Source organism: Flavobacterium sp. FlaQc-47 (assembly GCF_044006475.1).
In the GTDB taxonomy this organism is placed as follows: Bacteria; Bacteroidota; Bacteroidia; order Flavobacteriales; family Flavobacteriaceae; genus Flavobacterium.
The window spans coordinates 41,714-66,922 of record NZ_JBIPCQ010000002.1 but is presented as its reverse complement, the minus strand read 5'-3'; the positions used below and the strand labels follow the sequence as shown (position 1 = coordinate 66,922).

Here is a 25,209-nt window from a genome sequence, read left to right as displayed (position 1 = left end):
AACAAAACACTTAATTTCTTAACTTTAAGTAAGATGTTTGATACAAAAGAAGAAGTGTTAAATTGTATTTTTAAGATTGTTTGAAAATTACACAATTTTGTCTCAAAAACGAAAAAAAATCACAAACCATGATAGTTTTGTTTTACCTTTGCGTGTCATTACGAAAACGTTTTCTTAAAACGCATTTTCTTGTTTAAATGATCAGAGTTTATAACCTATTATTGAATAATTTATTTAAAAATGGAACAAAAAATAAATGAATTTATGGCTCTTGTGGAGTCAAAAAATCCAAACGAGCCAGAATTTCTTCAAGCCGTTAGAGAATTTGCAGAAACGGTAATTCCATTTATCGCTGAAAGAAAAAAATACGATGGAAAAAATCTACTTCTAAGAATAGCTGAACCGGAAAGATCTATAATTTTTAGAGTTCCGTGGGTGAATGATGAAGGAGAGATAATCGTTAACAGAGGTTTTAGAATTCAAATGAATTCGGCAATTGGACCATACAAAGGTGGAATCAGATTTCATCATACCGTAAATTTATCTGTTCTAAAATTTTTGGCTTTCGAGCAGGTTTTCAAAAACAGTTTAACAACATTGCCAATGGGTGGTGGAAAAGGAGGTTCTGATTTTGATCCTGAAGGTAAATCTGATGGAGAAATCATGCGTTTCTGCCAATCCTTTATGACAGAATTATGCCGTCATATTGGTCCTGACCTTGATGTTCCTGCAGGAGATATTGGTGTGGGTGCAAGAGAAATTGGTTATTTATTTGGTCAGTATAAAAGAATCAGAAATGAATTTACAGGAGTATTGACAGGAAAAGGTCTTGCTTATGGAGGTTCATTAATAAGACCGGAAGCTACAGGTTATGGTGTTGTATACTTTACAGATCAAATGCTTCGTACTATAGGACATGAAATAAAAGGTAAAAGAGTTGCTATTTCAGGATTTGGAAATGTAGCTTGGGGAGTAGCTCTTAAAATAAATGAATTAGGCGGAAAAGTAGTTACTATTTCTGGTCCTGATGGTTATATTTATGATGAAGAAGGTATATCTGGCGAAAAAATTGAACATATGGTTGAAATGAGAGCAACCGGAGATAACAGAGCGGAACTTTATACTAAAAAATATCCAAATGCTATTTTCCATAAAGGAAAAAGCCCTTGGGAAGTAAAAGTTGATATCGCTATTCCATGTGCAACTCAAAACGAATTGACCGGAGAAGATGCTCAAAAACTAATTAATAATGGCGTTTTATGTGTTACTGAAGCTGCAAATATGCCTTCAACCCTTGATGCCATTAAATTGTTTTTAGATAATAAAGTACTTTTTGCCCCAGGAAAAGCTGCAAATGCAGGTGGAGTTGCTGCATCTGGTTTAGAGATGACACAAAACTCAATTCGTTTAAACTGGACAAGCGAAGAAGTTGATTTAAGACTGAAAGATATTATGGTTGGAATTCACAACCAATGTAAAAAATACGGTGCCGGAGAAGATGGTTATGTAAACTACGTAAAAGGAGCTAACATTGCCGGATTTGTTAAAGTTGCCGATGCTATGCTTGCTCAGGGTGTAGTTTAAATTTAATTACAATTTTAGGATGCCTTCATTTGTCTTTTTTTAAGATGATTGAAGGCATTTTTTTATTTCTAAGAACAAAATTCAAATAACCTCGTTTGTAGTATATTTGTCTATCTGAATATATCAAATAATGAAGAGAAGTTTTCTGTATATTTTATTTTTAATGTTAGTTCAATTTAGTTTCGCTCAGAATAAATTGTCCTGGCAGGGTTATTTTTCGTTTAACGAAATAAAAGATATTTCTCAATCTTCGACCACAGTTTTTACAGCTTCAGAGAATGCTTTGTTCTCAAAAAATGCAGCCACAAATATTCTTAAAACTACCACTACCGTTGACGGACTTTCCGGACAGACTATTTCGGCTGTATATCATAGCGAAGGATTTAAGAAAACTATAATTGGTTATGAAAACGGTTTAATGACCGTAGTCAACGAAACGGATGGCAGTATTTTGAAAGTGGTGGATATTATCAATAAACAATTGCCTGCGAATCTTAAAAGAATCAATCACTTTATGGAACATAACGGTCTGGTTTATGTTTCATGTGATTTCGGAATTGTGCAATTCAATTTAGCGACATCTCAATTTGGAGACACTTATTTTATTGGCGATAACGGATCAGAAATTAGTGTAAAACAAACTGCCTATTTTAACGGATTTATTTTCGCCGCCACTTCAAGCGGAATCAGAAAAGCAAACAGCACAAATGCAAATTTAATTGATTTTAACCAATGGGTTTTAGTGAATTCAGGAGCTTGGTCCAGTATAGAAACTCTAGATACGGAGCTTATTGCAATAAATACCGGAGGAAATATTCACCGTTATAATTCAAATACATTTTTTGGTTTTTTACAGCTTCCGCAAGCATCCATAGATATGCGTGCCGCAAATGGTAAATTGTTTGTCACAACGCCAACCGCCGTATTTGTGTATAATAATCAAATGGTTTTAAGTCGTCAGATAACAAACACCCAGGTTTTAAATAATACGATAACTTTCACCTGTGCAACTGCCATTGGTGATGTCATATATATAGGTACAAAAGATAAGGGATTGTTTTCATCTGGTTTGTCAAACCCTTCAGCTTTTGAGAACAATACTCCTGGAGGACCAATAGGTAATAATATTTTTTCTATAGATGTTACTCCCAATTCCCTATGGGCAGTTTATGGAGATTATGATATTTTTTATAATCCATATCCACTGGATAGTTTTGGCATTAGTAAATACAGTACTTCAGGTTGGCTCAATATTCCGTATGAAAATGTTTTGGGAGCAAAATCAATTACTAACATTATTGTGAATCCTAATAATGAAAAATTAGTTTATGCGAGTTCTTTTTTTTCAGGTTTATTAAAGTTCGAACAAGATGTACCAACAACTTTGTATAATGAAAAAAATAGTGGTTTAGAATCGATATCTTTTGTTGGTCCGGATTATATTGACGTTCGTGTTAACGGAACTGCTTTTGATAAATCTGGAAGTCTTTGGGTAACCAACAGCAGGGTAAAAAAAGGTTTGAAGGTTTTGAAATCAAACGGACAATGGCAAAGTTATTCTATGACAACAATTCTTGATGACGCCGAAGCTGTTAGTTATGCGGATATTGCGATTGATAAAAACAACACAAAATGGATGGCAACGGATAGAAATGGAGTGATTGGTTTTAATGAAAGTACAAATACCTATAAAAAAATAACTGTTGGTGCTGACACGGGAAATTTACCCGTTGGCAATGTGAGATCCGTTGCGGTTGATAATAAAAACCAATTATGGATTGGGACAATGAAAGGTTTAAGAGTTTTGTCGAATGTGGGAAGTTTTCAAAGTGAAACACAGCTAAAAGCAAATCCAATTATAATATTGGAGGATAATTTAGCTCAGGAATTGTTATACGAGCAATTTATAACTACAATTGTAGTAGACGGAGCTAATAATAAATGGATTGGTACTGTTGATGCGGGAGTTTTTATGGTGTCACCAAATGGCCAGGAAACTAAATATCATTTTACGATCAATAATTCGCCTTTGCCCAGTAATGTTATCAACGATATCAAAATCAATAGTACAACGGGGCAGGTTTTTATCGCAACAAATAAAGGAATGGTTTCGTTTAACGGAATTGCAACCGATGCTAATGAAAATTTAAATAACGCTTATATCTATCCAAATCCTGTTCGTCCCAATTATTCAGGAACTGTAAAAGTTGCCGGATTGATTGATAAGGCTAATATTAAAATTACAGATATAGAAGGTAATTTAGTTTATGAAACAACTTCAGAAGGCGGAACAATAGAATGGGATACCACCGCTTTTGGTCGATATAAAGTTGCGTCAGGAGTTTATATGGTTTTTATCTCAGCTCAGGACGGAAGTGAAACCAAGGTTAAAAAAGTGATGATTATTCGTTAGTTTTTAGTCACGATCTCAGTTTCAGTTTTCAGTACTTTAAACTAAATATATAACAATCAGATTTTAGTTTGCGAAAAATCTAAAATCTAAAATCTAAAATCTAAAATTGTTAGTCAAAACCAAAGCAATAGTAATATCATCCTTAAAATTTCAGGAAAAAAGTTTGATTGTGAAATGTTTTACACTTTCAAACGGCTTGAAATCTTATTTTGTGCGAGATGCTTTTTCGAGCAGGAAAGCAAGTCAGAAAATTGCATATTTTCAGCCCTTATCAATTCTTGAAATTGAAGCGGTTCATAAAAACAAAGGCACTTTAGAGAATTTTAAAGAAATAAAAATTGCAGTTCCGTTTCAAAGTATTCATACTGATATTATAAAAAGCACAATGGTAATGTTTTTATCAGAAATGCTTCATTATTCAATTCAGGAAGAAGAAAAGAACGAATCTCTTTTTGTTTTTTTAGAAACTGCTTTAACATGGCTCGATCATCATGACGAAATTTCTAATTTTCATCTGATTTTACTTTTAGAAATTACAAAATATCTGGGTTTTTATCCGGATGTTTCAGAAATTGATTTGCCTTATTTTGAAATGAATGATGGTGTTTTTACACTTTTTCATGGCTTAAGCGCTCTTACAGAACATGAAACAAATTTGTTCAAAAAACTGATTGATTTGAAATTTGACAATGCTCATAAAGTTTTTAATGTGACCGAAAGACAAATTCTGTTAAAAATCCTGATTGATTATTACAGCTTTCATTTAGATGGATTTAAAAGGCCAAAATCTTTAGATGTTTTAAAGGAAATATTTTCGTAAGAGATATTCTTAAATTAAAAAGCGGGGCTGAATTATATTCGGCCCCGCTTATATTATAATGCAAAATTGTAAACTATTGTTTTACAAATTTAACTGATGTACTTACATCTTCTAATTTTAAAAAGTAAACTCCCGTAGCTAATCCTGAGATTTCAACACTTTCAGAAGAGTTTTTTCCTCTTTTTACTGATTTACCATCTACAGAATAAATTACGTAAGATGAATTTTTGTATTCGCTGTTTAATACTATTTCGTTTTTAGATATCGATACAATTGGTGCACTTTTTTTAGTGAAATCAACTGTTGATAATGTGCTTTTTTTAGCAATAACGACATTGTCAAAAAACACATGATGATCAGAAAAATTCTGGTCAATACTAACTGTGTAATAAAGCTTAAGACTAGCACTATTAGCAGGTGTATTGAATATTGATATTTTAAAATCATAAGCAACTGTTTTCCAAACACCATAAGTAATTGCTGTTGTAGGATAAGGAGCCGGTGCAAAAACAGCTTCTGCTGAATTATTTTTTGTAAGTTCAAATGTAAGATTGCTTATGTAATTAGTTGCGCTGGTTCCCGGAATAAAATAATCAAATTTTAAAGTGTAGGTATCTAAATCGGTTACCGTGAAATCTTGTGAAAACATGGCGTTAGGAAGTTGAAAAGGAAAAATACCTACCGGAGTAACATCTAAACTTGAAGCACCGTGATTAAACGTAGTGCTTTCTTGTAATGTTGTTCCTGTAATAATAGTCCAAGAATTAGGAACATCTGAAGTAAACTGTTCAAAACTACCGTTTTGAAGAAGGTTTTGACTTTGAGCTAAGCCTATGCTAAATAAGGCTACAATAAGTAATTTTGTTTTCATAAATTTCTTTTAAAAGTTTGGCTAAAACTACAATAATAAAATTTACAATTAATAAGAAAAGTCCGTGTAGTCTTAATTTTTAATAAGATTGTTGGTGAATTTAAGTATCATTAAGTTTTTCGCAAAAAAGCTATTAGTTTTTGCAGTAAATTCATGATTCAGATAATAGTATTGACGATTTAGAATACTAATTTGATTTTTAAGTTAAAGATTTTTCCAGTTTTTTAAATACTAAAAGTAAGTTTTTATTTATGTTTTTAATGGTGGTTATATATTTCATTTAAAGGTATTTAGCAAAGCGATTCAGATCAGATTTCAGTAGTAAATATTTCTATAAACTGAATGCTATTTTTATATATTTGCGCAGTGAATTTTATTAAAATTTTCATAATATTATTTTAATAAGTTAATTCAATAACAAAAATCCCCAGCTTAATTATTAATTTTTTTAAAGAAAACGACTATGAAGAAAATTACATTTTCGATTATTTTACTTTTATTAGTTAGCGTTTCGGCTATTTCCCAAAGGAAGTATGACGAGATAGTTAACACAGAGAATACCGTACAAGATTTAGTACAAAACGAAATTACAGGAATTGTTGTTTTTAAAGAAGGTGGAACTGTAAAAGGTTTAGATCCTGAAACTAAAAAAGTTGTCTGGACATTAACTAAAGATGATTTTGGAGCTACTTCAGCAGGAGATATATTAAGTGATCCTGATTTTGGAAAAGTTTTTAAGGATAAAAGAGATTTATCAAGTGTTGCCGGAAGTCCTTATGTAGAGGCTTATATCAACAGTAAATATATTATTATTAATACTGATACAGGTAAAGTAGTTTATAATTCGTCTAAAGAATCTTTCTGGGTAATGCAATCTGATTTTATTCCTGAAACAGATGAGTATTTACTTACTTTGAAAAAAGATGGAGATATGGCAATCGCTTTATTAGACATGAAAACAGGAGAATTAAAATGGAATACTACTGTAGATAAAGCAAAATCATTGTTTAGTTTTTCATTAAAAGAATCTGCAAACACAAATAAAGCGACTGTACACGGATCAGTAATTTATTATTTATTGTACGGGAAACTATATTCATTTGACAGAAACTCAGGAAAATTAAACTGGAAAGCGGAAGAGGAATATTCAAGATTCTTTTTGACTCAAAACGATAAAAACATTGTTGTAGTAAACAGTAAAGGTTTGTTTGCTGCCAAAGAATATTTAAACGTTTTGAATACAGAAACAGGAAAAAGTATTTGGAAAGAGTCAATTAAAACAAAACGTGTTGTTTATCTTGAAGATTGGGGTACAAAATTATTAATTGCCCATTATAGTGGTTTTAACTTTTTCGACTTAAATACAGGAGAAAAAGTATGGAAAAAAGATGCTCGTGGAGACGGATTGAAAAGAGTAATCCCAATTGAACAGGATTTCTTATACGTTGCCGAGAACGAAATGATGTTAATCAACAAAGACGGAGAAAAAATCTGGAAAAAATTCATTGAAATTTCTGATGATAAAGAAGATCCAATTTACTATTTAGGGAAAGTAGGTGAAAAAGTAATGTACCTAACCGGAACTTACGGAAACATGGTAGATTATAAAACAGGAGTAAAACTTTGGAAACGTAATATTCAATTTGATAAAGATCGTCCGGTTTTACCTACTTATGATGAAGCTACAAATTCTTACTTAGTATATAATGATGAGAAATTATACAAATTTGATCCAAGCATTAGTGACAAACCAGAACCTTTTGCTAAAGTAAACATCAAAAAAGAAAAGGAATTAAACAGTATCGAATTGTTTCCTTGGGGAGTTGTTCTTTCAGGACCTGTTGAGGTAATGGGAGTAAACATGGATGGAACTGTAAAATATCACCTTACTTATACACAACCTGGTGAAGGAACAAGACGTTTACTTAAAAGTGCTGCAATTGCAGGAAGTATTGGTTTAGGAGTTGGAGCAGGAGTAAGTGCTTTTCAGGCTTCTGAGTTAACAATGACGTATCGTGATTCTAATGGAAACATGAGATCTACTGTTATAAAAGAAGAAGATAAATCAAAAATGAATCAGGCTAAGAATATGGCAGGAGCTTCAGCGGCATTAGGAATTGTAGCAGCTAAATTTAATTCTCGTTTCAATGCAATGAAACAAAACAGAGATTACTCTTATATTTTTGCTAAAGCAGATACTGGAGAAAAAATATTAGTTAAAGTGAATAAACTTGACGGAGTTGAAGTTGATAAAATTATTTTCAATAACAATAAACCAGTTTATGAAATTGATCCGGCAACACAAAACATTTTTTATATGTCTGATAAATCTATTCAAATTTTTAATAAAAAATAAGAAAATTAAAAACCCAAAGCCATCAGGATTTTTTCTGATGGCTTTTTTTTTGCTTATGAAAAAAACACTACTATTAGTTGCTTTGCTTGTAATTGCTTCAGTTCAGGCACAAGAAAAAATTAGCTCGAAAAAAAAGAAATTTTATATCTCCACAATTAGATATTCTGAATTTCCTGTTCTGGATAATGTCTTAACGCAAACTACTTTTTATCAAATGGATAAAGAGCTGATACAGGAGGAAATTATTTTAAAGAAAAATTATTTTAATATAGATGGTTTTATAAAAGATCCTGCAAACGGAAAACTAAAGATTTACTTAACTATTGCATTGCCTAAATTTAATGCAACAAAAGTAGATAGTACGTTTGATAAAAAAAGAAATAGCTGGCAATTTCAGGTTTATTCTAATTATGATGTAAGAATAAAAGTGGATGCTAAATGTGGTGATAAAATTTTATTTACTCAGGATTTTAATAGTATAGAATCAAATATAGTGGGAGGTTCATACGAGAAAGGTAATGTGAAGCTTGCTATAGAATTAAGTAATAAAAGAAGCGCGCAAGCCGAAAAAAATAATGATTATTCTGCAGAAGACTTAGGTATAGATCATGTAATTTATAGCTCTGTCAATAGAATTCAGAATTATCTAAATTATAGATTAGGCTATAATGTCGATCAATCAAAAGAAAGATTTGAGTTTGTTACCTCAAAAGGACATTCTGAATACAATCAGCTGTTAGCGTTTGAGAACGAAATTACGGCTCAAATGGAGAAAGTAACACTTGAAAAAGGTCTGGATGAAAAGCTTTTAGCCCCACATTTGCAATATCTGGAAAGTCTATTGGTTAAATATCCGCCTTCTCCTGTAAATGAAAATATCCGATTTATCGTTACAAACAATTTGGCAGAAACCTATTTCATGCTGGAAAACAAAGAAAAAGCATTAATGTATGCCAATCTACTTGTTGAAAATGATAAACAGGATTCAAGAGGGTCGTCAATTATCAAAAGAGTGAATAATGGCTACTTTGCAGATAAAAAAATAAGAAGCCATACTTCCCGCTTTGCAGATCTTAAAAAATTAGGAGTTAAAATTGCTGAAGAAAAAGAGGAATTAAGATTAGCATTTTTTGAAAAAATAGAGCAACAGGACGCAGAATGGGAAATCGAGAAATCGAACCGTGAAGCAAAATTAGAGAAAGCAAAATTACAAAGATATAATATGCTTGATTCCATTGCTTATCAGCTTAACGCCAATTTGCTGGCTAAAGTGGTGGATAATTTAGGAGGAAGTCAGGCGCTGAAAAAAGTCGAAAAAGCACATTTCTTTTCTAAGCTTTCTATAGAAGGAAATAAAGTACCACAGACAGAAGAAAAATGGGCCACAAACTCCAATTATCTTCTTAGAAAGAAAATGCCTGAAAGTTATTATGAAATTGTGAATGGTGCGGAATCCTGGACTCATGACGATCGCGAAAGTGGTTTGAATGCTAAATGGGCGAAATCATCAACTTACGATTACACTAATTTGTCTAAGAATGTCGATCTAATAAATTTTCTAACAGACCTAAGGCTTGATTTGTGGAATAATTTTGAAGTTCTGGAAGATGAAATGTATGAAGGAAGATTGTGTTATCACTTAAATTATTTTGAAAAAACGTTAAGTTCAGGTAACAGAACAATTCCTAAAACAGATTATCATGTTTTTATTGATAAAGAGAATTTTAATATTGTTTCTACCGAAAAAACAGAATTTGACAACGGGAATAAAAGTTTTTTCGAGAAAAGACTTTTTGGAGATTATCGTCCTGTTGCAGCATTAAATTCAGGAAAGATTCCGCATAAGGTTAATTATGAAATCGAAGATTTTAATGGAGAAACACAATATCAGGAAATCCGTGAAAAAGTAGAAGTTAATCCTGTTTTTGGAAATAGAATTTTCATGAAAGAAGTTTATTTCGGAGGATTTAAATAGTCTTTTTGTCTCTTGAAAAAGAAAAATTAGAATTGATTGGTTTCTGATTTATTGACTCATTTATTTGAGATTAGTATCGGAAACTAATCAATTCTTTTGTTTTTGTACCAATTATCCCAACAAAAGTTTGTGAAATTTTAATAAAGTGGTGGTCAATAATCCAAAATTCCTTACTTTCGCACCTCGATTAAGAAAAGGATAAAATGAGCACAAAATTTACTGAATACAAAGGACTTGACTTGCCAGCAATAGCGTCAGAAGTACTTGATTTTTGGAAGGAAGAAAATATATTTGAAAAGAGCGTAACAACTCGCGAAGGTGCAGAGCCTTTCGTCTTTTTTGAAGGTCCGCCTTCAGCAAATGGTTTGCCGGGAATTCACCACGTGATGGCACGTGCGATTAAAGATATTTTTTGCAGATATAAAACTCAAAAAGGTTTTCAGGTAAAAAGAAAAGCGGGTTGGGATACCCACGGATTACCGGTAGAATTAGGTACCGAAAAAGAACTTGGAATTACAAAAGAAGATATTGGTAAAACAATTTCGATCGAAGAATATAACGAAGCGTGTAAAAAAACCGTAATGCGTTATACCGACGTATGGAATGATTTGACCGAAAAAATGGGATATTGGGTAGATATGGAAGATCCATATGTGACTTATAAACCAAAATATATGGAGTCTGTTTGGTGGCTTTTGAAACAAATCTACGATAAAGGTTTGTTGTACAAAGGATATACAATTCAGCCCTATTCTCCAAAAGCAGGAACAGGATTGTCTTCTCACGAAGTAAATCAGCCGGGAGCTTATCGTGATGTAACAGATACTACGATTGTGGCGCAGTTTAAAGTCCTATCCCCAGCCCTTTCCAAAGGAAAGGGAGTTGAAAACTCTATAGAAAAAGCATTTCGTCTTGGTTCTTCTCCTTCGGAGGGGTCAGGGGAGGAATATCACATTTTAGCATGGACAACAACGCCTTGGACATTACCATCAAATACAGCTTTAACAGTTGGTCCAAGAATCGATTACGTTTTAGTAAAAACCTTCAATCAATATACTTTTGAACCTGTAAATGTTGTTTTAGCTAAGAATTTAGTTGGAAAACAATTCGGGAAAGGATTTTTTGCAAGTGAAGACGATGGAGATTTTGATAATGTAAAAGAAGGTGATAAAAAGCTTCCATACAAAGTGTTAGCTGAAGCAAAAGGAGCTGATTTAGTAGATATTCGATACGAACAATTATTGCAATATGTATTGCCATATCAAAATGCACAAGATGCCTTTAGAGTAATTGCAGGAGATTTTGTAACTACCGAAGACGGAACAGGAATTGTACATACAGCCCCAACTTTTGGTGCTGATGATGCTAAAGTTGCAAAAGAAGCTAAACCGGAAATTCCGCCAATGTTAGTTCTTGACGAAACTGGAACACCAGTTCCTTTAGTCGATTTACAAGGAAAATTCACTTCGCATTTAGGAGATCTTGCCGGTAAATATGTAAAAAACGAATATTACGATGAAGGACAAGCTCCGGAACGTTCTGTAGATGTTGAAATCGCTATTCGATTAAAAGAAGAAAATAAAGCCTTTAAGGTTGAAAAATACGTACATAGTTATCCACACAGTTGGAGAACTGATGAGCCGTTATTATATTATCCACTAGATTCTTGGTTCATTAAAGTAACCGATGTAAAAGATAGAATGTTCGACCTGAACGAAACTATCAATTGGAAGCCTAAGTCTACTGGTGAAGGACGTTTTGGAAACTGGCTTAAAAATGCCAACGACTGGAATTTATCTCGTTCTAGATATTGGGGTATTCCGTTGCCAATTTGGAGAACTGAAGACAAAAAAGAAGAAGTTCTTATTGGTTCTGTTGAAGAATTGTACAATGCGATCGAAAAATCTATCGAAGCAGGTTTTCAAAAAGAAAATCCATTTAAAGGTTTTGAAATCGGAAACATGTCTGAATCTAATTATGATTTAATCGATTTACATAAAAATGTAGTCGATCAGATTACTTTAGTTTCGGCTTCAGGCCAGCCAATGAAACGCGAAAGCGATTTAATTGACGTTTGGTTTGATTCTGGGGCAATGCCTTATGCACAGTGGCATTATCCTTTTGAGAATAAAGATAAAATTGACGAGAATAAAGATTTCCCTGCGAATTTTATTGCAGAAGGTGTCGATCAGACTCGTGGATGGTTTTATACACTGCACGCAATCGGAACTTTGGTTTTTGATAAAGTAGCGTATAAAAACGTCGTTTCAAATGGTTTGGTTTTAGATAAAGACGGAATCAAAATGTCTAAAAGTAAAGGGAACACTATTGATCCTTTTAAAACCATTGCAGAATATGGTCCTGATGCCACACGCTGGTACATGATCATGAATGCCAACCCTTGGGATAATTTGAAATTTGACCTTGAAGGAATTGCTGAGGTTCGTCGTAAATTCTTCGGAACATTATACAACACCTATTCGTTCTTCTCGTTATATGCCAATATTGATGGTTTTAAATACGCTGAAGCGGAAATTCCGTTAAACGAAAGACCGGAAATCGATCAATGGATTATATCTGAATTACATACCTTAATAAAGTTTGTTGATGAGTGTTATGAGGATTATGAGCCTACAAAAGCCGCAAGAGCTATTTCTGACTTTGTTCAGGAAAACTTAAGCAACTGGTACGTTCGTTTATGCCGTCGTCGTTTCTGGAAAGGAGAATATGCTCATGATAAAATTGCTGCGTATCAAACGCTTTATACTTGTCTGTTAACGATCAGTAAATTAAGCGCTCCAATCGCTCCTTTTTTCATGGATAAATTGTATCGTGATTTAACGATTTCTACAGAATCTGAGCAATATGCCAGTATTCACTTGGCTGAGTTTCCAAAATTTGTCGAAAACTTTGTTAATAAAACGTTAGAAAGCAAAATGCAGAAAGCACAAACCATCTCATCTTTGGTTTTATCGCTTCGTGCAAAAGAAAAAATCAAAGTACGTCAACCTTTGCAAAAGGTAATGATTCCGGTACTTGACGAAAAAGAAAGAACCGAAATTCAGGCTATTTCAGAGCTTATAAAAGCGGAGGTAAACGTTAAAGAAATCTTGCTTTTGGATGATGATTCAGGTATTTTGGTAAAACAGATTAAACCTAATTTTAAAGCATTAGGACCCCGTTTTGGTAAAGATATGGGATTGATTTCCAAGGAAATACAAAATTTTTCGGCAGACCAGATTAATCAGTTGGACAAGCAAGGGACCTTAGATATTGTTATTGCTGGAAATAATGTAACTTTATCATTAGAAGATGTCGAAATAACATCTCAGGATATTGAAGGTTGGCTGGTTGCAAACTCAAACGGAATCACAGTTGCGCTTGATATTACAATCTCTGAAGAATTGAAAAACGAAGGTATCGCAAGAGAGTTGGTTAACAGAATTCAAAATATCCGTAAAGATTCTGGATTTGAAGTTACTGATAAAATTAAAGTTCAAATAAAAAGAAGCGGAATCTTAGAAGAAGCAATTCTGAAAAATGTAGACTATATTAAGTCTGAGACACTAACAGAAGATTTAGTTTTTGTGGATGCTTTAGAAAACGGCACAGAAATTGAATTTGATGATATTAAAACAATGATATTAATTTCAAAATAATATAAAATACCATGATAGATGAAATTACAAGATACTCTGACGCTGATTTGGCAGAGTTTAAAGAAATAATTCAAAATAAAATACAAAAAGCACAAGCCGATCTGGATTTAATAAAAAGTGCTTACATGAATGATTTAAATAACGGGACAGATGATACATCTCCAACTTTTAAAGCATTTGAAGAAGGAAGCGAAACAATGTCTAAAGAAGCAAACTCACAGTTGGCTATCAGACAGGAAAAGTTTATACGTGACCTGAAAAACGCATTATTCCGTGTTGAAAATAAAACCTACGGTATTTGTAAAGTTACAGGAAAGTTAATTGGAAAAGAAAGGCTAAAAATCGTTCCTCACGCTACAATGAGTATCGAAGCAAAAAACTTGCAGCGATAATTAATATCAAATAAAATAAGCGCTCCTTTCAGGGGCGTTTTTTTTGTTTAATGTTTTGTTGAAATGAAGCCTCATATGATTATAAAGCTTTTGAAAGAATTTAATTATAAGTAATAAAGAAGATCCGGAGTTGGAGATGTCTTTTTTGTAAGAAGATATAAGTTTTTGATTTGGGGCAATAAAAAACAATAATTTTAATTAGAACTATCCTGCTTCAGAATAGTTCTAATTAAAAAAATAAGATAAAAACTAAGCTAAGTTTTTCTCTAGCTCTAATTTGTGTTTTCTTAAAATAGCTCTTGTCATTCCTAAATTTGCTTTTGAGGAATCTGCTGCAAGATAAATCATGAATTTTTTGTTTGGAGATATGTCGATAATGTGAATTTGATTAGTAAGTGTAATCAAAATATCTTCAATATCTTGTTTTAAATTTAAAGCTTTTACTGCGCTTAATTTTGCTTTAACAACTTCAAGATTGTAAGCTGCAGCAAGTTCCGGATCAAATGAAGGATCTATTGTTAGGTTTCCAAAGCTTAATCCTGATTCAATTTCGGTTACGGCAACAGCAATAAAGCCATTTACGTTGGTTTTCATTTCATTTAAAAACACGTTTAAAAAGTCATTACTCATAATTTAGGTGGGTTTGTTGGGTTAATAGATCTATGTTATTTTAATAGGGAATTCTTACTTAGTTCTAATGCAACTTCATCTGTTGATCGCATTAATAAACCAAGATTGCTGCCATCTCTTGAAAAAGCAATTAAAAAGTTAGTGCCGCTTATTTTATTTCCAATAACAACACCTTCGGAGGTTTTTAAAAAGAGCTGTTTCAGGGCACCTTTATCAAGGTCAATTAAAAGTTTTTCGCTCATTGAGAAAATTGCTGCACTCATTGCGGCAACGCTATCTGCGTAATCAAGATGCAGGGAAGTGATTAGTTTTCCTTTTCCATTTAAAATTAATGCAGCAGAAGATTTAGTATTAACCAGGAAATCGTTTAGAGTAGTTGTGATTTCATTCATATTTGTGAGATTTGGAAAAGTTGTTAAATTTACTAGGTTTTGTTGGGGTATTGAGCTAAATATGAGTTTTTGTTCTAAACAAGTGTTAATTTTTATTAACAAATATAAATTAAATTCTGTATCATTGTAATACCAAATCATTAATTATTTTATTTATTTAACGTAAAAAACTTACATAATGGCTAAAGTATTGAAAATCAAAGAAATAAACTCTGACATAGAAAGCAGAATGAAGGATTTTGAAAAAATTCGTATTAAGCTTAAAGCCGATATAAAAAAGGCTGAAGCAAAAAAAACAGCGTCAGGAAAAGAAGGAAAAGGTTTGTTTAAATCAATTTCTGAATTTTTTAGTGATACGCCCAAGGCAACAGCACAACAAAATGTAAAAAAGTAGATCTTGTAATAATGAAAAGTGATTTTAAATTACTCAGATTTATATTATAAAAGAATTAACGCTCCTATTGGGGCGTTTTTTTTGATTAAATTGTTACTTTTGCGCATCAAAATTTAATAAAATGTCATTACGAAAAGCGTATTTCCTTATATTTTTAGTTTTAATTGTTGACCAGCTTTCAAAAATCTATGTAAAAACCAACTTTTTTTTAGGTGAAGAGGTAAAAGTGATGGGGGCTGAGTGGTTCAAAATTCATTTTATTGAAAATGAAGGAATGGCTTGGGGAACAAAAATACCAGGACAATATGGAAAATTGATTCTGACCGTTTTCAGGATTTTCGCAGTATTCGGAATTGCTTATTGGTTGTCTGATTCAATCAAGAAACGCCATTCAAATTATTTGATAGTTTCGATTGCTTTGATTTTTGCAGGAGCGGCCGGAAATATTATCGATTCAGTTTTTTACGGAGTTATTTTTGATGACAGTCATGGTAATCTTGCAACGCTTTTTTCACCGGAACCTTATGGAACATGGTTTCACGGTTTAGTGGTAGATATGTTTTATTTTCCTATCTGGAGAGGAACTTTACCAACTTGGTTTCCTGTTTGGGGCGGAGAAGAAGTTTCTTTTTTTAATGCTATTTTTAATGTTGCTGATATGGCAATTTCTACAGGAGTTGGTATTTTGTTGTTCTTTAATAAAAGAGCTTTCCCTAAAACAGCATAATTATTTTAAAATCAAAAAATAAATAAATTCCAAATTCCAATATTTGAAGCATTCATTGCCTGCAAGTATTGGAATTTGGAATTTTACATTATTGGGATTTGATCTTTTATTGTGCTATTTTTGCTTTATAAAACTGAACTTATGCAAAGTCCGTCTTTTTCTATTTATGATGCATCAGCAGGTTCAGGAAAGACCTATACGTTAGTTAAGGAATATCTCAAAATTATTCTTTCCTCTCCTAAAAACGATGCTTACCGAAATATTCTCGCAATAACTTTTACTAACAAAGCGGTTCATGAAATGAAAAGCCGTATTGTTGGGAGTTTGTCTGAGTTTACAAAAGAGCAGCCTTCCGCGAAAGCAGTAGATTTAATGGAAGATTTATCCCGTGACACCGGACTTTCGATTATTAAGATCAAAACAAAATCCCAAAATATAATCAAGCATCTTATTCATAATTATGCGGCTTTTGATATTTCTACAATTGATAAATTTACCCATAAAGTAATTCGTGCTTTTGCGCATGATTTAAATTTGCCAATGACTTTTGAGGTCACTTTAGATACTGAAAATTTATTGGTTGAAGCCGTTGATGCCATTATTGCTCAGGCAGGCCAGGATGAAACTTTGACAAAATTGCTGATTGATTTTACAATGGAAAAAACCGACGATGATAAAAGTTGGGACGTTTCGCGTGAAATTCTGGAAACTGGAAGACTGGTTTTAAATGAAAATAACAGAAATGAGATTTCTCATTTTCAGGATACATCAATCGAAGAGTTTGTAATAATAAAAAAGAAAATGCAGGCTCTTTGCAAAGAATTAGAGTCTGAAAATGAAAATTTTGCAGTTGATGCACTTGCTTTAATCGATAAAAACGGAATTGATTTAAAATCATTTTCCCGCGGAACTTTTCCGAATCACCTAGAAAGTATTCGCGATGGAAAATTTAATCCACGAAATAAAACTTTTCATGAATTTGATGATATTGCGATTAATAAAACGGCAAAAGATAAAGCGTTAATCGAAAATATTATTCCGGAGCTGCTGCAGGTTTTAGAGAAGATTTATAAAAATTTTGAAAAGAGGGATTTTTATAAAGCATTTCTAAAAAATATAACACCGCTTTCGCTTTTAAACACGGTTAGTAATGAATTGGCGAAAATACAATCCGAACAAAATATTTTATCAATTTCTGAATTTAACGCCATAATTCATCGCGAAATTCAAAACCAGCCCGCACCTTTTATTTATGAACGTTTGGGAGAAAAGTATCGTCATTTTTTTATTGATGAATTTCAGGATACGTCAGAAATGCAATGGCAAAATTTGATTCCGTTAATTCATAATTCACTTTCCGGACAGGATGATTTTGGTAATAAAGGAACTTTGATGATTGTAGGCGATCCTAAGCAATCCATTTATCGATGGAGAGGAGGAAAAGCTGAGCAATTTATTGAATTAGGAAAGGAAGGCACTTCTTTTTTTAATCATGAAAAAAAAGTCGAACATTTAGATACCAATTATCGAAGTTATAGCGAAGTAATTGATTTTAATAATGCTTTTTTTAGTTTGATTTCGGCCGAGTTTTCAAATGAAGATTATAAAGATTTATACGAAAATCATAGTTTTCAGAATTCAAATTCAAAAAAAGGAGGTTATGTGAATATTTCTTTCCTTCCGATAATTGAAAAAAATGATTTTGCAGATGAAGAAGAAGTTGTAGAAAAATCAGATTTATATGTTTTGGCAACTTTAAATGCTATTCAGAAAGTAGTTCGTGAAGGTTTTTTATATAAAGATATTGTAATTCTGACTCGTAAAAGAGATCAGGGAATTGCAATTGCAAATTATTTAACTGAGCAGAATATTCCGCTTTTGTCTTCAGAAACCCTGATGATTCAAAATGCAACAGAAGTTCGGTTGATTGTTCATTTATTGAAATATTTAAACAATAGTGCCGATTTAGAATCGAAAGCAAATTTTCTGCATTTTTTAGCTTCGGGCAAAGATATTCAAATGCCAATTCATGATTTTATTGCTGCAGGAATGTCAAAAAGGATTGAAGTTGAGTTTGAAAAGTGGCTATTGACTTTTGATGTTTCGTTGTCTTTTGAAAATATTCGGAAAAAGTCACTTTACGAAGCGGTCGAGATTATCATTTCAAAATTTGTAATGATTTCAGAAGGAAATGCTTATGTACAGTTTTTTCTGGATATTGTGTTAGAGCGCGATATTAGAAATCAGGCGGGAATTGCGGATTTTTTAAGCTACTGGGATAAAAACGGAGAGAAATTTAGTATTCCATCTCCCGAGGGAAATAATGCCGTGCGAATAATGACCATTCATAAATCGAAAGGGTTAGAGTTCCCGGTTGTTATCATGCCTTTTGCGGAAGAAGATTATAATCGAAAACCAAAAGATAAATTATGGCTTGATACCGAAGATGCTGATTTAGGTGTTCCGAAAGCATTAATTGATAACAGCAGCGCGGTTGAAGGTTTTGGCGAAAGTGCTTCGGCAGTTTTTAATTTGAAAAAACAAGAAGAATTACTGGACAATATTAATGTATTATATGTTGCGCTAACGCGGGCTGAAGAACAGTTATATGTAATTTCGCAATCTTTAAAAGAAAGAAAAGACGGTGAGTTCCCCAATAATATGGCTTCTTTTTTTATTAAATATTTAATGAATAAAGGTGTTTATGATCCTGAAAAATTAGAATATGAATTTGGAAATAAAGCCAGGCTTTCGAAATTTGTTGATTCTTTTGATTTAGTGAAAACGATACCGGTTGTTTCAGAAGTTTTAAATCCAAAAAATATAAGGATAGCACAACGTGAAGCTTTGATGTGGGGAACGCATCAGCAGGAAGCAATATCTTATGGAAATATAATTCATGAGATTCTGGCCTTTGTTAAAGATAAATCAGATATTGATTTGGCGGTGACCAAAGCGCTGGAAAATGGACTGATAACGGTTGATCAGACGGAATTAGTTTTGAAAACATTGGGCGAAATTGTAAATCATCCCGAATTAAGTGTTTGTTTTGATGGAAATTATACAGTTTTGAATGAGCAGACAATAGTGCAGAAAGAAGGTCGTATTTTAAAACCGGACAGAATTGTGTTAACTCAGAATAGAGAAGCTTATCTTTTGGACTATAAAACGGGAGTAATAAATTCAAAATACGCACAACAAATTCAAGAATATCAGGATGCCATTGAGGATTTAGGATACAAAGTGTTAAAAAAGGCTTTGGTGTATATAGGAACAGAAATCGATGTGGTAAATTTGTGAAGAAATTAATCAGATGTTAAAGGATGATTAACATCTTAACAGGTTTAAGTTGTTAATTTTTAACGTTTTAAATAAATAGAAATGTACGGTAAAATAAAAGAGCATTTGCAAAGTGAGTTGCAAACTATTGAAGAGAACGGAATTTTTAAAAAGGAACGAATTATAACTTCGGCACAAGATGCTGAAATTACTATTTCGACAGGTGAAAAGGTACTTAATTTTTGTGCAAACAATTATTTGGGACTTTCATCACATCCTGAAGTAGTTCAAGCTGCAAAAGATGCTATGGATACCCATGGTTTCGGAATGTCGTCAGTGCGTTTTATTTGCGGAACTCAGGATATTCATAAAAATTTAGAGAAAAAAATCGCTGAATTTTATGGTACCGAGGATACAATTCTTTATGCCGCAGCTTTTGATGCTAACGGAGGAGTTTTTGAGCCATTGTTAGGTGAAAATGATGCAATTATTTCTGATAGTTTAAACCATGCTTCAATTATTGATGGTGTACGTTTGTGTAAAGCAGCGCGTTACCGTTATGAAAACAGCAATATGGAAGATTTAGAACAACAGCTAATTAAAGCTAATGAAGCAGGAGCTCGTTTTAAAATAATTGTTACCGATGGTGTATTTTCTATGGATGGTGTTGTGGCGCCATTGGATAAAATTTGTGACCTGGCGGATAAATATGATGCAATGGTGATGGTGGACGAATGTCACGCTGCAGGATTTATTGGTGCAACTGGTAAAGGTACGCTAGAAGCCAAAGGTGTAATGGGTAGAGTTGATATTATAACAGGTACACTTGGAAAAGCCCTTGGTGGAGCAATGGGTGGTTATACAACTGCTAAAAAAGAAATAATTGAATTACTGCGCCAGCGTTCAAGACCTTATTTATTTTCAAATTCTTTGGCGCCTGCAATTGTTGGAGCTTCTATAAAAGTGTTTGAATTATTAGAAAAAGATACTTCTTTAAGAGATAAATTAGAATGGAATACAAATTATTTTAAGGACGGAATGAAAAAAGCCGGTTTTGATATAATTGATGGAGATTCTGCAATTGTTCCAGTAATGTTATATGATGCAAAATTATCTCAAAAAATGGCTGATGAGCTTTTAAAACAAGGGATTTATGTAATCGGATTCTTCTTTCCCGTAGTTCCTAAAGATAAGGCAAGGATTAGAGTTCAGCTATCAGCTGCACATACCAAAGACCACTTAGACAGGGCAATAGAAGCATTTAAAGTTGTCGGACATTTGTTAAAAGTTATATAATTCCCATTTGCTGGAATTTTTGTAGGTTTTTTTTAACATTTCATTTTGTATTTAAAAATTTTGGTGTTACTTTTGTCTGTAATTAACTAAATTGTAATTAAAAAAATTAAGTATGAAACATCTTAACAAACTTTTAGTTGCTGTGATGATGGTGATGGGTTTAAGTTCTCACGCACAAGACAGTAACAATCCATGGGCTATCTCTTTTGGAGTTAATGCCGTTGATACTAGAACAAGTTCTGGATCAGGAAGTGGATTCTTTGATCAACACTTTTCTCAAGCATTCGCTGCTAAAGACAACTGGAATATTCTTCCTTCTTTATCTTACATTGGTGTGTCTAGATATGTAGGTAGTGGTTTCTCTGTTGGTTTACAAGGATCTGTAAACAAAATTGATAAATATGTTACCTTCAATCCAAATGCTGCAGGGCATGATTCAAGAGGTAACGTTGTAACTAATCCTGGTGATTTGATGTATTATGGAATTGATGCTACTATTAAATATAGCTTCCAGGAATTAATCAAATCTAAAGTAATTGATCCTTCGTTATCTGTTGGTGGAGGTTACACTTTCTTTGGTGATAGCAGCTACGGAACAGTTAATCCAGGTGCTGGGGTAACTTTCTGGTTTACAGATGCTATTGGTCTTGAGCTTGCTACAAGATACAAATGGTCAGTTAGTGGTGATAGAGAAGATGCAGCTGGTGTTCCAGATGCTCCATCTCACTTTCAACACACTGCAGGTCTAGTTTTCAAATTCGGAGGTAAAGATACTGACGGAGACGGAATCTACGATAAAGATGATGCTTGTCCAGATGTTGCTGGTCTAAAACAATTCAACGGATGTCCTGATACTGATGGAGACGGAATCGTTGACGCTAGTGATGCTTGTCCAGATGTATTTGGTTTAGCTGCATTAAACGGATGTCCTGATACTGACGGAGACGGAATTGCTGATAAAGATGATGCTTGTCCAGATGTTGCTGGTTTAGCTGCTTTAAAAGGTTGTCCTGATACTGACGGAGACGGTGTTGCTGATAAAGATGACAAATGTCCTACAGTTGCTGGTCCTAAAGAAAATGGTGGTTGTCCTTTCTTAGACGCTGACAAAGATGGTGTTCTTGACAAAGATGATGATTGTCCTACAGTTGCAGGTCCTGCTTCAAACAGAGGTTGTCCTGAAGTAACTGCTGAAGCGTTAGAAGATCTTAAAGTTCAAGCTAGAGCGGTATACTTTAACTCAGGTAAAGCTACTTTCAAAACTGGAGACAAAGAAACTTTAGCTAGATTAGATGCAATCAAACAAATCCTTATCAACTATCCAAATGCTAAATTTAGCGTTGAAGGTCACACTGATAGCGATGGTTCTGATAAATTGAATCAAAAACTTTCTGAAGACAGAGCTGCTGCAGTTATGAACGCTTTGATCGAAAGAGGAGTTAACGTTGATAACTTACAATCTAAAGGTTTTGGTGAGTCTCAACCAGTTGCAAGCAATAAAACTGCTGCAGGTAAAGCACAAAACAGAAGAACTGAAATCAAACATATCGGTTCTAAATATGCTGGTAAAATCTAATTTACCTTCGTAAATAAATGCTAAAAGCCATTCTTAATTGAATGGCTTTTTTTATTTTTATCAAATGATAAATACTTCTTTTCTTGGCAAAATAGCATCCGTTATAATTAAGGATTATTCGGCGAATCTTGCTGAAACAACTATTATTTTGCCTAATAAAAGGGCTAAGGTTTTTTTAATCGAAGCTTTAAAAAATGAAACTAAAAATACAATTCTTTCACCTGAAATAATTAGTATCGAAGACTTTGTGCAAGATGTGGCGTCAATACGATCCGTAGACGCAATTGAACTTTTATTTGAATTTTATGAAGTTTATCTTTCTGTTACTGATAAGCAAAACCAGCAATCGTTCGAATTATTCGCCAATTGGGCAAAAACACTTTTGCAGGATTTTAATGAAATAGATCGTTACCTTTTAGATCCAAGTCATGTTTTATCCTATTTGAAAGATATTGAAGACATAAAAAAATGGGGAATTGAAGTTGAAAATAGTACCAAACTATTAGAGAATTATATAGATTTCTGGAAACTGCTGCCAATGTATTATGATGCATTGTACAATCATTTGTTGAATAAATCCATAGGCTATCAGGGTTTGATTTATAGAGAAGCAGTAAATAACTTAAATCACTTTTCAGATACTATTTCAAACCGCACTTTTATTTTTGCCGGCTTCAATGCTTTAAACGCTGCCGAAGAAAAAATAGTACAACACCTTTTAGCGCTGGATCAGGCTAAAATTTATTGGGATGTGGACCAGACATTTTTAAATGATCCTTATCATGATGCCGGACTTTTTGTTCGACGTTTTAAAGAAAGCTGGAAACATTATAAAACAAATATTTTTGAATGGATCGTAGATGATTTTTCTCAATCTAAAAATATTAAGGTAATAGGAACTCCTAAAACTATTGGGCAGGCCAAATTAGCAGGTAGTATTATTGAAAATATTATCAACGAAAATCCTATGACTTCTCTGGATAAAGTTGCTATTGTATTGGGTGAGGAAAATTTACTGATGCCAATTTTATATTCACTGCCTTCATCAGTAGGGAGTTTGAATATTACCATGGGATATTCCGGAAAAAATAATCCATCTCAAATATTGATTGCAAAATTATTCAAAATGCATACCAATGCCCTTTCCAGAAAAGGCGATAGTTATGTTTTTTATTATAAGGATGTACTTGATATTTTAACGCATCCGTTAGTAGAACCTTATGCAAATGCTGGTAATTTAGTAAGGATTATAAAAGAGAATAATTACACTTTTATTACCCATAATAGAGTTGTTGAATTAAATTCTAGTCCAACACGATTGTTTGAATTATTGTTTCAGAGATGGGAAAACGGTTCAATTGCGGTTCTTGAAAACGTATCGGCACTTTTGCTTTTGATAAAAGAAAATTTCAGTAATGATAATGAGGAAGAAAAAATTGCAAAGGCTTTTGTTTTTGCTGTTTTTAAAGTGATTAATAAATTAATTAATTATTATTCACAACATCATCATATTGATAATATCGACACTTTGCATGCTATCTACAAGCAAATTATTGATGTTGCTGAAGTTTCGTTTGAAGGTGAGCCTTTGCATGGACTGCAAATTATGGGAGTTCTCGAAAGTCGTGTTCTGGATTTTGATACGGTAATTGTAACTTCTATGAATGAAGGAAAGTTTCCTGCAGGGAAATCTCAAAATTCTTTTATTCCTTATGATGTCAAAAATGAATTAGGTCTGCCAACTTTTAAAGAAAAAGATGCTATTTATACGTATCACTTTTATCATTTACTACAAAGAGCTAAAAATATTTATCTGATTTATAATACTGAAAATGACGGATTAGATGCCGGCGAACGAAGTAGATTTATAACGCAATTAGAAGTTGAGAAACAACACAAGCATAATTTAACTTTTGATATTTATAATCCTGTTTTGCCAACTTTGGCATATACGCCAATGACGGTTCCAAAATCTGAAGCTGTGATGGCACGTTTAAAAGAAATTGCTACTGCAGGTTTTTCACCTTCGGCATTAACGAGTTATATTCGGAATCCGATTCAGTTTTATTTCCAGAAAATTCTTCGTATTCGGGAGGTTGATGAAGTTGAAGAGAATATTGCGTTGAATACTTTGGGAACTATTATTCATGAAACTTTAAAAGCATTGTATGATCCGTTTGTGGGGAAATTTATCTCCGAAACTGATCTCGAAAATTGTTTTAAACTATTAGATGGAGAAGTTTTAAAGCAATTCAAAATGATTTATAAGGAAGGAGAAATTAAAAAAGGTAGAAACCTTTTGGCATTTGAAGTGGCAAAACGGAATGTTTCTAATTTCTTAAAAATGGAATCAGAATCTATTAAAAACGGAGATGCAATTAAGATTATCGCTTTAGAAAAAACATATGAGCGTGAATTGCATCATCCAAAGCTGCCATTTCCGGTTTTAATTAAAGGAAATGTTGATAGAATTGAACTTCGTAACGGAAAAGTAAGAATTATCGATTATAAGACAGGAAAAGTTGAAAAAACGAATATTATACTTAAGTCCTGGAACGGATTAACACAGGAGCTTAAAAACGATAAAATTATTCAGGTTTTGGCGTATGCCTTTATGTTTGAAAAAGAAGCGGGAGATTTACCAATTGAAGTTGGGATTATTTCGTTTAAAAACCTGAAGTCCGGTTTTCTTCCTTTTGGATTTAAAGAAGAAAAAGAATTGGATTATACCGTTACTAAAGAAATTTTGAATAATTATGCAGAAGAAATCGTAATATTGTTGTCAGAAATTTTTGACGCTACTATTCCTTTCGAAGAAAAAATAAATTAAGAGATTAAAAAAGTA

The 25,209-nt window shown here is 32.8% G+C and carries 16 protein-coding genes; 13 read left to right on the top strand and 3 right to left on the bottom strand.

The window, feature by feature from the left end; genetic code table 11:
• The first annotated feature begins 240 nt into the window (after window positions 1-240).
• From gdhA to recO, 3 genes are all read left to right on the top strand, one after another.
• Entirely contained in the window at window positions 241-1,584 is a 1,344-nt protein-coding gene (gene gdhA / locus ACHRVX_RS06355; RefSeq protein WP_395330394.1) for an NADP-specific glutamate dehydrogenase, read from the top strand.
• Window positions 1,585-1,714: 130 nt separating this feature from the next.
• A complete protein-coding gene (locus ACHRVX_RS06350; RefSeq protein ID WP_395330392.1) occupies window positions 1,715-3,997 on the top strand; it encodes a T9SS type A sorting domain-containing protein in 2,283 nt (760 codons plus the stop codon).
• Between the two features lie 106 nt (window positions 3,998-4,103).
• Complete coding sequence (recO, locus tag ACHRVX_RS06345) at window positions 4,104-4,817, top strand: DNA repair protein RecO (RefSeq protein WP_395330390.1); 714 nt, start codon at window positions 4,104-4,106, stop codon at window positions 4,815-4,817.
• Window positions 4,818-4,890: 73 nt separating this feature from the next.
• Here the strand turns inward: recO and ACHRVX_RS06340 are convergent, their stop codons facing one another.
• Window positions 4,891-5,688 carry a T9SS type A sorting domain-containing protein gene (locus ACHRVX_RS06340; protein WP_395330388.1) on the bottom strand — a complete coding sequence of 266 codons (798 nt, stop codon included), beginning with the start codon at window positions 5,686-5,688 and terminating at the stop codon, window positions 4,891-4,893.
• 463 nt (window positions 5,689-6,151) lie between these two features.
• Between ACHRVX_RS06340 and ACHRVX_RS06335 the strand changes: the two genes are divergently transcribed.
• The 4 genes from ACHRVX_RS06335 (at window position 6,152) to ACHRVX_RS06320 (ending at window position 14,070) form a co-directional block, all read left to right on the top strand.
• On the top strand, window positions 6,152-8,044 hold the full coding sequence (locus ACHRVX_RS06335) for a PQQ-binding-like beta-propeller repeat protein (RefSeq protein ID WP_395330386.1): 1,893 nt from the start codon (window positions 6,152-6,154) through the stop codon (window positions 8,042-8,044).
• 55 nt (window positions 8,045-8,099) lie between these two features.
• Window positions 8,100-10,019 (top strand): hypothetical protein, encoded by a 1,920-nt coding sequence (locus ACHRVX_RS06330; protein WP_395330384.1) that lies wholly within the window; start codon window positions 8,100-8,102, stop codon window positions 10,017-10,019.
• 203 nt (window positions 10,020-10,222) lie between these two features.
• Window positions 10,223-13,678 (top strand): isoleucine--tRNA ligase, encoded by a 3,456-nt coding sequence (ileS, locus tag ACHRVX_RS06325; protein ID WP_395330382.1) that lies wholly within the window; start codon window positions 10,223-10,225, stop codon window positions 13,676-13,678.
• Between the two features lie 11 nt (window positions 13,679-13,689).
• On the top strand, window positions 13,690-14,070 hold the full coding sequence (locus ACHRVX_RS06320; protein WP_007807070.1) for a TraR/DksA C4-type zinc finger protein: 381 nt from the start codon (window positions 13,690-13,692) through the stop codon (window positions 14,068-14,070).
• A gap of 249 nt (window positions 14,071-14,319) precedes the next feature.
• Here the strand turns inward: ACHRVX_RS06320 and ACHRVX_RS06315 are convergent, their stop codons facing one another.
• Together ACHRVX_RS06315 and ACHRVX_RS06310 are read right to left on the bottom strand one after the other, a co-directional pair.
• Window positions 14,320-14,700 carry a hypothetical protein gene (locus tag ACHRVX_RS06315; RefSeq protein ID WP_395330380.1) on the bottom strand — a complete coding sequence of 127 codons (381 nt, stop codon included), beginning with the start codon at window positions 14,698-14,700 and terminating at the stop codon, window positions 14,320-14,322.
• Between the two features lie 35 nt (window positions 14,701-14,735).
• Window positions 14,736-15,092 (bottom strand): roadblock/LC7 domain-containing protein, encoded by a 357-nt coding sequence (locus tag ACHRVX_RS06310; RefSeq protein WP_395330378.1) that lies wholly within the window; start codon window positions 15,090-15,092, stop codon window positions 14,736-14,738.
• Between the two features lie 190 nt (window positions 15,093-15,282).
• On the opposite strand from ACHRVX_RS06310, the gene ACHRVX_RS06305 reads away from it, so the two are divergent.
• The 6 genes from ACHRVX_RS06305 to ACHRVX_RS06280 all read left to right on the top strand — a co-directional run bounded on the left by ACHRVX_RS06305 (window position 15,283) and on the right by ACHRVX_RS06280 (window position 25,194).
• Window positions 15,283-15,486: a hypothetical protein gene (locus ACHRVX_RS06305; RefSeq protein WP_395330376.1), complete on the top strand. Its 204-nt coding sequence runs from the start codon at window positions 15,283-15,285 to the stop codon at window positions 15,484-15,486.
• A gap of 121 nt (window positions 15,487-15,607) precedes the next feature.
• On the top strand, window positions 15,608-16,213 hold the full coding sequence (locus tag ACHRVX_RS06300) for a lipoprotein signal peptidase (RefSeq protein ID WP_395330374.1): 606 nt from the start codon (window positions 15,608-15,610) through the stop codon (window positions 16,211-16,213).
• Window positions 16,214-16,354: 141 nt separating this feature from the next.
• Window positions 16,355-19,513 carry a UvrD-helicase domain-containing protein gene (locus ACHRVX_RS06295; protein ID WP_395330372.1) on the top strand — a complete coding sequence of 1,053 codons (3,159 nt, stop codon included), beginning with the start codon at window positions 16,355-16,357 and terminating at the stop codon, window positions 19,511-19,513.
• A gap of 81 nt (window positions 19,514-19,594) precedes the next feature.
• Complete coding sequence (gene kbl, locus ACHRVX_RS06290) at window positions 19,595-20,788, top strand: glycine C-acetyltransferase (protein ID WP_395330370.1); 1,194 nt, start codon at window positions 19,595-19,597, stop codon at window positions 20,786-20,788.
• A 112-nt stretch (window positions 20,789-20,900) separates the two neighbouring features.
• Window positions 20,901-22,364: an OmpA family protein gene (locus ACHRVX_RS06285; protein ID WP_395330368.1), complete on the top strand. Its 1,464-nt coding sequence runs from the start codon at window positions 20,901-20,903 to the stop codon at window positions 22,362-22,364.
• A 64-nt stretch (window positions 22,365-22,428) separates the two neighbouring features.
• A complete protein-coding gene (locus tag ACHRVX_RS06280; protein ID WP_395330365.1) occupies window positions 22,429-25,194 on the top strand; it encodes a PD-(D/E)XK nuclease family protein in 2,766 nt (921 codons plus the stop codon).
• Window positions 25,195-25,209 lie beyond the last annotated feature (15 nt).